Source organism: Methylobacter psychrophilus (genome assembly GCF_025583945.1).
In the GTDB taxonomy this organism is placed as follows: domain Bacteria; phylum Pseudomonadota; class Gammaproteobacteria; order Methylococcales; family Methylomonadaceae; genus Methylobacter_C; species Methylobacter_C psychrophilus.
Window position 1 is genome coordinate 58882 of record NZ_JAOEGU010000019.1, and the last position, 11660, is coordinate 70541.

General features: G+C 46.2%; 15 protein-coding genes. 13 read left to right on the forward strand and 2 right to left on the reverse strand.

What is annotated here, in order from left to right:
- Positions 1 to 57: 57 nt before the first annotated feature.
- A complete protein-coding gene (fliE, locus tag N7974_RS10915; RefSeq protein WP_262965642.1) occupies positions 58 to 426 on the reverse strand; it encodes a flagellar hook-basal body complex protein FliE in 369 nt (122 codons plus the stop codon).
- Between the two features lie 181 nt (positions 427 to 607).
- Between fliE and fliF the strand changes: the two genes are divergently transcribed.
- From fliF to fliR, 13 genes are read left to right on the forward strand one after another with little or no spacing between them, the layout of a single operon-like run.
- Entirely contained in the window at positions 608 to 2209 is a 1602-nt protein-coding gene (gene fliF, locus N7974_RS10920; RefSeq protein WP_262965643.1) for a flagellar basal-body MS-ring/collar protein FliF, read from the forward strand.
- Positions 2202 to 3194 carry a flagellar motor switch protein FliG gene (gene fliG / locus N7974_RS10925; RefSeq protein ID WP_262965644.1) on the forward strand — a complete coding sequence of 331 codons (993 nt, stop codon included), beginning with the start codon at positions 2202 to 2204 and terminating at the stop codon, positions 3192 to 3194. Before fliF ends, fliG begins: the two co-directional genes overlap by 8 nt.
- The gene (locus N7974_RS10930; RefSeq protein ID WP_262965645.1) at positions 3187 to 3858 is read left to right on the forward strand and encodes a flagellar assembly protein FliH; all 672 of its coding nucleotides are present in this window, start codon (positions 3187 to 3189) and stop codon (positions 3856 to 3858) included. Before fliG ends, N7974_RS10930 begins: the two co-directional genes overlap by 8 nt.
- A 3-nt stretch (positions 3859 to 3861) precedes the next feature.
- Positions 3862 to 5256: a flagellar protein export ATPase FliI gene (gene fliI, locus N7974_RS10935; RefSeq protein WP_262965646.1), complete on the forward strand. Its 1395-nt coding sequence runs from the start codon at positions 3862 to 3864 to the stop codon at positions 5254 to 5256.
- A gap of 32 nt (positions 5257 to 5288) precedes the next feature.
- A complete protein-coding gene (fliJ, locus tag N7974_RS10940; protein WP_262965647.1) occupies positions 5289 to 5729 on the forward strand; it encodes a flagellar export protein FliJ in 441 nt (146 codons plus the stop codon).
- Positions 5726 to 7204, forward strand: coding sequence for a flagellar hook-length control protein FliK (locus N7974_RS10945; protein ID WP_262965648.1), 1479 nt, complete (start codon positions 5726 to 5728; stop codon positions 7202 to 7204). Before fliJ ends, N7974_RS10945 begins: the two co-directional genes overlap by 4 nt.
- A gap of 37 nt (positions 7205 to 7241) precedes the next feature.
- Positions 7242 to 7736 (forward strand): flagellar basal body-associated protein FliL, encoded by a 495-nt coding sequence (gene fliL / locus N7974_RS10950; protein WP_262965649.1) that lies wholly within the window; start codon positions 7242 to 7244, stop codon positions 7734 to 7736.
- A gap of 2 nt (positions 7737 to 7738) precedes the next feature.
- The gene (fliM, locus tag N7974_RS10955) at positions 7739 to 8734 is read left to right on the forward strand and encodes a flagellar motor switch protein FliM (RefSeq protein WP_262965650.1); all 996 of its coding nucleotides are present in this window, start codon (positions 7739 to 7741) and stop codon (positions 8732 to 8734) included.
- 1 nt (position 8735) lies between these two features.
- On the forward strand, positions 8736 to 9140 hold the full coding sequence (fliN, locus tag N7974_RS20680) for a flagellar motor switch protein FliN (RefSeq protein WP_317451601.1): 405 nt from the start codon (positions 8736 to 8738) through the stop codon (positions 9138 to 9140).
- Complete coding sequence (gene fliO, locus N7974_RS10965; protein ID WP_262965651.1) at positions 9140 to 9484, forward strand: flagellar biosynthetic protein FliO; 345 nt, start codon at positions 9140 to 9142, stop codon at positions 9482 to 9484. The genes fliN and fliO overlap by 1 nt, the downstream gene beginning before the upstream one ends.
- Positions 9481 to 10272 (forward strand): flagellar type III secretion system pore protein FliP, encoded by a 792-nt coding sequence (fliP, locus tag N7974_RS10970; protein ID WP_317451602.1) that lies wholly within the window; start codon positions 9481 to 9483, stop codon positions 10270 to 10272. Before fliO ends, fliP begins: the two co-directional genes overlap by 4 nt.
- A 9-nt stretch (positions 10273 to 10281) precedes the next feature.
- Entirely contained in the window at positions 10282 to 10551 is a 270-nt protein-coding gene (gene fliQ / locus N7974_RS10975) for a flagellar biosynthesis protein FliQ (protein WP_262965652.1), read from the forward strand.
- Between the two features lie 44 nt (positions 10552 to 10595).
- Entirely contained in the window at positions 10596 to 11378 is a 783-nt protein-coding gene (gene fliR / locus N7974_RS10980; protein WP_262965653.1) for a flagellar biosynthetic protein FliR, read from the forward strand.
- 89 nt (positions 11379 to 11467) lie between these two features.
- Here the strand turns inward: fliR and N7974_RS10985 are convergent.
- The coding region (locus N7974_RS10985; protein WP_262965654.1) for a transposase domain-containing protein at positions 11468 to 11660 on the reverse strand (193 nt) is incomplete at its 5' end.

The following is an 11660-nucleotide window of genomic DNA, read 5'->3' on the forward strand; positions in this document are numbered from 1 at the left end:
TTTTATGCTGAGATAGTAATCGGTATTATCCGGAAATATTCATTCTCGGATATCACCTTATACCTGCATATTCATGATATCATGGTAAGCAGTAACCAGTTTATTGCGAGCTTGTATGGTAGTTTGCATGGCAATACTGGACTTTTGTGAAGCAATCATAACGTCCGACAAGTTGACTGAATCATCCCCGAGCGAAAAACGCTGACCGAGCTTTTCGGCATCCTGATGAAGAGCATTAACCTGATCCATTTGCGCCTTAAAAACTTGACCAAAATCAACGCTTCCCTTGGTCGGCCCTACGATTACAGGGGATATAGGAGCTTGAACCGTAGCGACAGCCGAACGCATTTGCGCGACCATGGCAGCAATTTTTCCACTATCGATGGCGATCATTTCAACACCTTTTGAAGATTTATAAACCGACAATATATCATGCCTATATCACGCCGACAAACTGATAAGCGATGAATTTACCGCCTTATTCCAGAAAACAGATGCCAGCACAGGCCCGATAATGATACAGCGTACCATAAACCTTTTTCAACAATAATGCCCTTATCTGCCAACTATTTCACACCGCCCTTCCTTACTTCCAGGCCTTTTATCTGTGGCAGCTGAAACACAAACCAACGCATTCAACAGTTTTTTACAAAGCCCCTTTGGGAAAAATCTGGCACTGGGAGCGGGCATTGCCTTAGTAATGAGTATTATGGGGGCAGTATGGATGTGGGGGCAAAAACCTGATTACCGGGTGCTACTGTCAAACTATTCTGACCGCGACGGCGGCGCAATCATTGATGCCCTGCAACAAATGAATATCCCTTACCAATATGCAGAGGGCGGTGGCGCCATTCTTGTGCCGGCAGAGCGGGTACATGATGCCCGACTTAAACTGGCAACCCAAGGCCTACCCAAGGGCGGCACAGTGGGCTTTGAGTTAATGGAAAATCAAAAGCTAGGCGTCTCTCAATTTCTTGAGCAGATCAATTTTCAGCGAGCACTTGAAGGCGAGCTGGCGCGCTCCATCAATTCTATCGCTATCATTCAAACATCTCGCGTCCACCTGGCAATACCCAAACCAACGGTATTTGTGCGTGAAAAGCAGTTACCAACTGCCTCGGTACTCCTTAATTTATATCAGGGTCGCACCCTGGACAAACAACAAGTTAACGCTATCATGCATCTGGTATCCAGCAGCGTACCGGAATTAACAACAAAGAACGTTACCATAGTGGATCAAAACGGCGCTTTACTGTCCTCTCTCGACAACCCAGCCGATAATAACCAACTTGATCCCAATCAGTTAAAATATATACAGGAATTACAAAACGGCATTGTGCATCGGATAGAATCTATCCTGACACCTATGGTCGGAGCAGGTAATATGCGCGCAGAAGCATCGGTAGATGTCGATTTTTCGCGTAGTGAACAAGCCGCAGAAACCTATAAACCGAATGGTAATGCAGAAGACGCTTCCAAACGTAGCGAGCAGTCCAACGAATCCAGTAACAGCGATACCGATAAGGCCGAAGGGATACCCGGAGCCAGTTCCAACCAACCGGGACAAGCAGTAGCACCGCCAGCGCCAAATACACCAGCCCCAACCAAAGCAGCAACAGCACCTGTTAATACCCAAAAAGAAAGTACCATTAATTACGAGATCGACAAAACTATTCGCTATGACCAACACCCGATGGGTAACATCAAGCGCTTGAGCGTGGCGGTACTGGTCAACAACAAAACTGAAATAGATGAAAAAGGCAAGTCGATAGTAAAGCCACTTACCGATGCGGAAAAGGAACAGATTACGGGATTAGTAAGGGAAGCCATGGGCTTTAGTAAAGATCGTGGTGATTCGCTTAACGTAGTCAACACGGCCTTTACCTTAACGCCCGAAGAAATCTTGCCGGAGCCATCCTTCTGGAAACAGTTTGCCACCTTGGACATGGCTAAAACGGGAGGCCAATACCTGATTTCCGGCCTGATTATCTTATACCTGTTTTTTGCTGTATTACGCCCCATGATCAGACGATTATCGACACCTCCGATCGTGCCAGCACCCAACACAGAACCATCAGATACAGACTCTAAAGCAAGCGGAACCCAGTCTAATCAAGAAGATTATTTACAGAGCGCAAAAAAAATGGCTACTGAAGATCCCCAGATGGTAGCCAACATCGTAAAAAACTGGGTTCGCGAAAATGACTGAGGTTGGCGTTAAAAAAGCAGCCATCCTGATGCTTGCGTTAGGGCAGGATGAAGCCGCAGAAGTAATGAAATTTCTTGAGCCGCGCGAAGTGCATAAACTGGGTATAGCAATGTCGGCCATGAAATCGGTTTCTAATGAATCACTGGAAACCGTACTTAACGACTTCCGCCTGGAAACAGAGAGCAGTAACTCTTTAGGTGTTGACTCAGATGACTACATCCGCAATGTATTAACAAAGGCACTAGGTGATGTCAAAGCCGGCTCATTGCTTAATCGAATTCTGGTAAAAAAAGAAACGGGGGGCTTTGAAAGCTTAAAGTGGATGGATGGAAAAGCCGTTGCCGAACTGATACAACTGGAACATCCGCAAATAATTGCCACTATCTTGCTCCAACTGGAACCCTACCATGCCAGCGATATAATAACCGAACTAGGTGAGCGAATCCGCAATGAAGTTATACTTCGTATCGCAACGATGGACGGTGTACAACCGGCTGCACTCCTTGAACTTAACGATGTTCTGACTGTATTACTAAACGGTAATGAGAACAACACCAATAAACCCTTGGGCGGTATCCGTGCTACGGCGGCAATCATGAACTTTATGAATGCCGATATCGAAACCTCAATCATGTCTAAACTAAAGGACTTTAACGCCGAAATTGCCCAGCAGGTCACGGATGAAATGTTTGTCTTTGATAACATAACCGATATTGAAGATCGTCATATCCAAATAATATTACGCTTTGTGCAATCAGAGTCTTTAATTATTGCACTTAAAGGTGCCAAAAATGAAGTAAAGGAAAAAATCCTTAAGAATATGTCACAGCGCGCAGCGGAAATGATGCGCGAAGACCTGGATGTAAAAGGGCCGGTACGTTTATCAGAAGTTGAGAAACAGCAAAAAGAAATTTTGCAAATTATACGTCGACTGTCTGACGAAGGGCAGATCGCCTTAAGTAAAGGAAACGATGCCTATGTCTAATGATAAATTACCTCAACAGACGGCCTACCAACGCTGGGAACTGGCATCACTAGACGAGAATGAAGACCCTGAAAAAATAGAGCAAAATCTCGATATTGCCAAGCTCACCCAGGAAATGACGATAGCACGCGACGAAGCTTATCAAATTGGTCTTGAAGAAGGGCGAGCTATTGGACTTACTAAAGGTCATGCTCAAGGACTCACCCAAGGCATGGCAGAAGGCCACAAGCAGATAGCGGCTATTGGCGAAGTACTTTCGAAAATTAATCGGCAATACCAACAGGAAATTCATCTGGCCCATGAAAGCACCGCCAGTCAACTACTCGAACTGTCGCTGGATATTGCGCAGGCCATGCTAAAAATCGCATTACCTGTTCGCCCCGAACTATTATTACCGGTAATAGAACAAGCAGTAAATGCTCTTCCTTCTTTACAGTTGCCTGCCACGCTTTATCTCAACCCACTGGATACTGATCTGGTTCGAACAGCGCTGGGAGAAGATTTGCAACAGTCTGGCTGGCGACTGTTAACAGATGCCAATATAGAACGCGGTGGCTGCCGCATCGAAACCGCTACCAACGAAATTGATGCGACCCTGGCAACTCGCTGGCGACGACTGCAACAGTCATTAGGCCAAAATACTGACTGGCTAACCACGCCCTGACCCATGGATATCATTAAGGCCCCTTGGCACTCTTTTCTCGAAGACTGCCAACACCGAGTTAAAGTTACCGAGACTTTACAAATATCCGGACGCGTAACACGCGTGGCAGGACTCGTCATGGAAGCTGCCGGCCTAAGACTGGCTATTGGCAGCCCTTGTTATGTCCCGTTACCTAGTGGCCACCGACTTGAAGTTGAGGTTGTCGGTTTTGGCAACGACCGATTGTTTTTAATGCCTTTGGGTGATGTCGAGGGGGTTCAGCCAGGCGCACTGGTTTTACCAACGGAATCAGTAAAATTGCCTCCGCAGTTTTCCAATACTAAAAAAACCGTATCTACCCCTCCTGAACGTGGGCGCCGCTTGCCTGTCGGTGAAGCTTTACTTGGCCGTGTTCTGGATGCAACGGGACGACCGTTGGATAGCTTGGGACCCTTGCAAGGCTATACAACTGCACCGTTGTATGTGCAAGCAGCCAATCCACTACTTCGCGAACCTATCTCCTGCGTACTTGATGTCGGCATTCGTGCGATCAATAGCATGTTGACCGTTGGCCGAGGCCAGCGCATGGGTTTGTTTGCAGGATCAGGGGTAGGTAAAAGCGTCTTGCTCGGCATGATGGCACGCTACACCGCTGCCGATGTCATTGTCGTTGGCTTAATTGGTGAACGGGGCCGCGAAGTCAAAGAATTTATTGAACAGATTCTGGGCACTGAGGGAATGGCCCGCTCGGTTGTCGTTGCTGCTCCCGCTGACACTCCGCCACTACTGCGTTTGCAAGGTGCTGCGTACACCACCGTAATTGCCGAGCATTTTCGGGATCAGGGTAAAAATGTATTATTGATTATGGACTCCCTAACCCGCTATGCCATGGCGCAACGTGAAATTGCCCTGGCCATCGGCGAACCTCCCGCCACGAAAGGCTACCCGCCCTCGGTGTTTGCCAAATTGCCGGCACTGGTCGAGCGTGCCGGGAATGGGCAAGCTGGCGGCGGCTCAATCACAGCGTTCTATACCGTATTAACCGAAGGTGACGACCAACAAGACCCCATCGCTGATTCTGCCCGTGCCATACTGGATGGGCATATTGTGCTCAACCGCACACTGGCTGAAGCTGGTCATTATCCGGCGATTGACATCGAACAATCCATCAGCAGGGCCATGCATGGCATTACCGACGAAGAACACCAACTTACGGCGCGTCGGGTAAAACAACTAATGTCCAGTTATCAGCGTAATAGGGACCTGATCAATGTTGGCGCTTATACCGCTGGTACCGATCGACTGCTTGATGAAGCGATAGTCAAACATGAACAAATTGAGCTGTTCCTGCAACAAAGAATTGATGAGCGTGTCGGCATTGATCAGAGCTTGAAGGAACTTTCTACTCTATTCAATTAATTGATTCATTTGACCTTAGGCCATAATGATTCATGACTACAAAAAATGCCATTGACATTCTGACCGACCTGACAACACGGCAATCCGAAGCAGCCGCCAAGCGTCTGGGCCAGGCCAACCAACAACAGGATCAAGCCAAGCAGCAGCTTAACCTGTTGATGGATTATCGTAAAAGTTATGCAGACCAACTTCAGACACAGATGAGCCAAGGTTTAGCTGTATCAGGATATTGCAACTTCTACCAATTCCTGGCAAATCTTGATAAGGCGGTCGCACAACAAAATCAGGCATGGCAAACCAGCCTCCAGTTTGTCGAAAGAGAGCGCGTTAATTGGCAACTAAGTGAACGTAAACGCCTATCCTTCAACACCCTGACACAACGCGCACAGAATGTGATGCTTCGCGAGGAAATCAGTCGCGACCAGAAACAAACCGATGAACATGCAACCCGTAAATATTCAATTAAAACATGAACATTATACTGTCTCCGTCAATTACCAGCACCTTGCCGACTCCGCTACAAGATTCCTCAGCGACCAACATCTCTGGTGACAACATGGCATTTAATAACCTGTTAAAAAAAGAAATATTTTCGCACCGGGAACCCACCGATAAAGCCGCTAAAACCCAATCGAGCATTGATACAGAGAAAGAACCAGACCCGTTAGCAGTAACTGCAGTAAATACAACCCCAGAAAACTTGCTTGCCCTTATCATGAATGCACGCACTTCGCCTGTGCCATTAGACGCTAAGCAAACTACCCCTGATACAGTAACGGCCCAACCTGCTGCCAACGTAAAGCTGACAGGATCAGATACCTTAAATACTATTGTTAGAGAACCTGCAAAAATTACAGCCATGCAACCAGAGTCTTTATCTCTCAGTAGTCAATACATCAATGCTGCATCCGCTCCAGTCGCATTAAGCTCCACTGAGCCCGCATCGACGGCAAAGCCCACACTATTAAAGACGCTAAATACAGCGCTTGAACAGCCTACAAAAAACAATGTCATTGCACCCGAATCGTTATCTGTTGATCGTCAATACGCAATAGCAACCTCAGCAGTATTAAGCCTATTAGAGTCAACTTCTACTGTAAAACCGGCAACATTCAATGCCTTAAATCAATTGATTAAAGAGCCAGTAAAAGACAGCGTCATATCGCCAGAGTCTTTATCTGCTAATCGTCAACATACCGATACTGCAATCTCTCCAGTCATATTAAACTCTATCGCAACGGCTTCCACCATAAATTCGACAACATCAGATATCGTAAATAAGGCCATTAAACAGCCTGTAAAAGATACTGTTATTTCATCCCAACCTTTATTTATTGATCGCCAATACACCAAGACCATACCAACTCCAGTCGCATTAAACGCTATTGAGACTGAGCTTCCAGCCTATTCCAGTCGACCGGAAGATTTCTCCAACGCTCTGCAAATACAATCATCACCAGCGATCCCTGCAGCAACCTACCCACCAACCAATATTATAAACTCTGCACCCACATTAGCCGCCTATGATATCAGCCCTGCATTTAACAGTCCCAACTGGGATAAGGCCATTAATCAACAGGTAGTCTGGATGATACAAAACAAACTTCAAACGGCCAGCTTGACTATCAATCCCCCACACTTGGGTCCGATACAGGTAATGATGCAAATAGACAACCAACAGGCTACCGTGCAGTTTGTATCCGCCCAATCTGAAGTTCGCGAGGCGCTGCAAAATGCCCTCCCGTTATTGACAGATATGCTCAAACAATCCGGCATACAACTTGGACATGCTGATATTAGCTCACAAAATAAAAATTCCGAGTCAAAACAATCACATAATCAATCAAAAACCAATAAGAACTCAGTGGATACCACCATTACAGATCATGCCATTAATGCACAACAGACCAACAACGCTAGCCAAGGCCTGATTAACTTAATTGTATGATACCGGTAATAATTTTTTAACTTAATCATAAATACCTATGTCAGCCCAAATACCTCCAGAAAATCCTCCTCCACAATCCAAGAAATTGCTGTGGCTAGTAATATTACTACTAATTATTCTGATAGTTGGAGGCGGTGGTGCTTGGTATTTCCTGACCCACAAAGCAGCCGATAAATCCGAAGAACATCCGGACGAAGAACATCAGTCTTCCGAACAGGCAGGCCCACCAGTATTTGTCGAAATGCTACCATTTACGGTGAACTTACCGCCTGACGGTCAATTTCTGCAAGCCACTTTTACGCTACAATTGCCTGACAGCTCAGATGCTGAACATTTAACCCTCTACACACCACAAATACGTAGCCAAATTTTGCTGTTGCTATCTAACAAAACGGCTGACAATCTTCTTCTTTTGGAAGGCAAGACGTTATTGACACAAGAAATCATGAACTTACTGAAACAGCCTCTTGATAAAGGACTAAAGCCAATCAAGGTTACCCATGTTTTTATAACGTCATTTATCATCCAGTAATCATGACCGAAAAATTTCTGTCCCAAGATGAAATTGACACACTACTTACAGGTATGTCTGATGAAGTAGAAGACGCTCCTACGGCTTCAACGCTAAATCCATCTGATGCGCGATCTTATAACCTGGCCACACAGGAACGTATCGTTCGCGGTCGCTTGCCATCACTGGAACTTATTAACGAACGCTTTGCCAGACAATTACATATCAATCTGTTCAGTTTTTTACATCGTAGTGCAGAAGTGTCGGTGGGTCCGATTCGGACCACCAAGTATAGTGAGTTCCTGCGCCACCTCGTTGTACCAACCAATCTAAACCTGATAAATATTAATCCGCTACAAGGAAAAGCCTTGGTCGTTTTGGACCCTTTCCTGGTATTTCAATTGGTCGACTTTTTTTTTGGTGGTGATGGCAGTATTCAGACACGTATTGAAGGACGTGATTTTTCCCAAACCGAGCAGCGTATTATTCAACGTGTATTGAGTATTATTTTGGAAACCCTTTCAAAAGCTTGGGAATTTATCTATTCCGTCCAGTTTGAATATGTCCGTTCGGAACTAAACCCCCAATTTGCCAATATTGCCTCCCCCAATGAAGTCGTGGTGGCGACTACTTTTCGTATTGATCTAGGTGGCCAGATTGGTGAAATGCACTTGTGCATACCCTATAGTATGATTGAGCCGATCCGTGATCTGCTTCGTTATAGTATGAATAGTGAATCATTCACTCACGATCAGCGCTGGGCGCATATGCTTAATGCCCAAATCCAGTTTGCCGAAGTTGAGGTTGTTGCCAACTTATGCTCCATTCCGTCCACCTTACGCAATATTCTTAATATGAAAGAAGGCGATATTATTCCCTTATCCATAGCCGACAGCATTGAGCTGAAAGCCGATAATATACCTATCATGGAATGTAGCTACGGCAAACTCAATGGACAATATGCGCTACGTGTCGAACAATTGAATAATAGTACCGGCGAAACCGCCCCAGGAATATAAAATGACTGAACAGAATTTAGCCGATGACGACTGGAGCGCAGCACTCTCGGAACAGGCAGAGCAAGAATCTACCCAACAATATCAAAAAGCGGAGCCTGGCATATTCAAGGATTTGACTGATCACGACGTTAAATCCAGTGCCCACCCGAATATCGATTTTATTCTGGATATCCCGCTGCATATCACTGTTGAACTGGGTCGTACCAAGATCCTGATTAAAAACCTACTGCAACTGACTCAAGGATCTATCATCGAACTGGATGGTTTGGCTGGTGAGCCTTTGGATGTACTGGTCAACGGATGTCTTATTGCGCACGGCGAGGTAGTCGTCGTTAACGACCAATTTGGTATCCGCCTTTGTGACATCGTAAGCCCGGCTGACCGAATCAATAAACTAAACCGCTAATGATGACCAATTTTTTACAGGTTATTATGCCCCTGCTGCTGGTACTGAGCTTGATAGCCGGTGCTGCCTGGTTACTACAACGCCTGACCAAACGCAATAGTGGCCACGCGGCCTTGCTAAGCATTCAAGCAGCTATTTCAGTAGGGCCTCGCGAGCGCGTGGTATTACTGGAAGTTGGCGGGCAATGGCTGGTACTTGGCGTAGCTCCCGGACAAGTCAGCACCTTATTGACGCTGCCCTCGCCTCCTGTGGTAAATCCTGATACCACACCCGCCACAACACTTGCCACAAAGCTTGAACTAGCCCAATCGTGGCTGGAACGTTACCGGAATCCTGTAAAATGACCACCGCCAACACCGGTAAAAATTGCCTGACTGCACTACGCCATACACGCCTCCGATACTTACCGGCATGGCTGTTAACGATAATTGCTATACTCATGCCATTGGCAGTCGATGCCGCCCTACCCATTGTCAATTCATCGCCCATTGCCGGCGGCGGCCAAGCCTACAGTTTAAGTCTGGAACTATTGCTGCTAATGACCTCGCTCAGCTTCCTGCCAGCTGTAGTACTAATGATGACCAGCTTTACCCGGATTATTATTGTACTGTCAATGCTGCGCATGGCCATTGGCACCCAAGGTTCACCACCCAATCAAGTCATGGTCGGTCTGGCCTTGTTCCTGACACTATTTATCATGAGCCCTGTTATCGACAAAATTTATACCGATGCCTATCAACCTTTGTCGGAAGACAAGATTTCTGTTATCCAGGCATTGGAAATTGGTAGTAAGCCATTAAAAGCATTTATGCTCAGACAAACCCGTCAAGCCGATCTTGCCCTGTATGTAAAACTGTCAGATACTCCGCCACTGCAAAGTGCCGAAGAAGTGCCGTTTCGGGTATTGGTACCCGCCTTTGTCACCAGCGAACTCAAAACTGCTTTTCAAATAGGCTTTGCAGTCTTTATCCCTTTTTTAATCATCGACATGGTCGTTGCCAGCGTACTCATGGCCATGGGTATGATGATGGTATCGCCCTCCATCGTCTCCCTGCCCTTTAAAATCATGTTATTTGTTCTGGTTGATGGCTGGCAACTTCTACTTGGCTCACTAGGCCAAAGTTTTGCTTAAAAAAATAACATGACACCAGAACTTATAATGTCCATGGGCCGTCAGGCCATTGAAATTACCTTGATGGTGGCGGCACCGTTATTACTAACGGCACTGGTTATTGGCCTGATCGTCAGTATCTTCCAGGCCGCCACCCAGATAAACGAAGCGACGCTGTCATTTATCCCCAAACTACTAGGAATCTTTATCGTTCTGGTACTGGCAGGTCATTGGATGTTAACCACGCTCATCGACTATCTTCGATTAATACTGACCAGCATTCCCGACTTGGCTGGCTAAGGCACCATTATGCCGACTATACTTACTGCGCATAACCCACTAGCATGATTGAAATAACCACCACTCAGCTATTTAGCTGGGTAAGTGCTTTTATCTGGCCGCTGGTCCGTATCCTGGGTGTCTTTACCAGCGCCCCGCTGTTAAGTCATACCAGTTTTCCCGTCCAGACACGTGTAGGACTAGGCGTTGCGATTACCGTATTGATTGCACCAAACCTGTCAGCCTTTCCGGAACAAGACCCGTTATCATGGGCAGGAATACTCATTCTGACTCAGCAGTTTATAATCGGCATTGCTATCGGCTTTGTCCTGCGCATTATCTTTACCGGGATAGAACTTGCCGGTGAAATAATTGGCATGTCCATGGGCCTTGGCTTTGCTACTTTTTTTGACCCGCAATCCAAAGGACGCTCCTCGTCTATTAGCCAATTTCTATCGTTCTTGGCACTGATGCTATTTATTACCAGCGATTTTCATCTGTTATTAATAGACAGCCTAGTGGAAAGCTTCCACAGTATGCCCATCGGCGTTGCTTCTTTGAGCCAAAGCAGCTTTCAACAATTGGCTTATTATGGCAGTCGTATATTTAGTATTGGCATCCAGTTATCCTTGCCTATCGTTACCGCCTTACTGATTACCAACATGGCCTTGGCCGTGCTTACCCGCGCAGCGCCGCAATTAAACTTATTCGCCATTGGCTTTCCACTTACCTTATTAACCGGCTACCTCATGCTCAACCTGGTACTACCCTATTTAGCTTCGCCTATGCTCAACATGCTACAAGAAGGCCTGCAAATAGTCCGACAAATAACTCTGATACCAATTTGATTATAATTAAAGTTTTTTTGTTTTCGAAAAGTAAAAGCTTCGAACGCCACTGGGTGTATTGCGTAAGCGTCCAGCGCGACCGTCTACCCCTAAATTTCATTCTGTGAATTAACCTCCACCGACACAGCAGGAAATGGCAACAATTCATCAATACGGCTATTAGGCCAGGTTGGCAGTTTTTCCAAGGTATCTTTTAGCCACGCCTCAGGGTTTAATCCATTCAGTTTCGCGGTGCCCAATAAACTCTGAATAGCAGCGGCTCTTTGCCCTGCACGTTCTGAG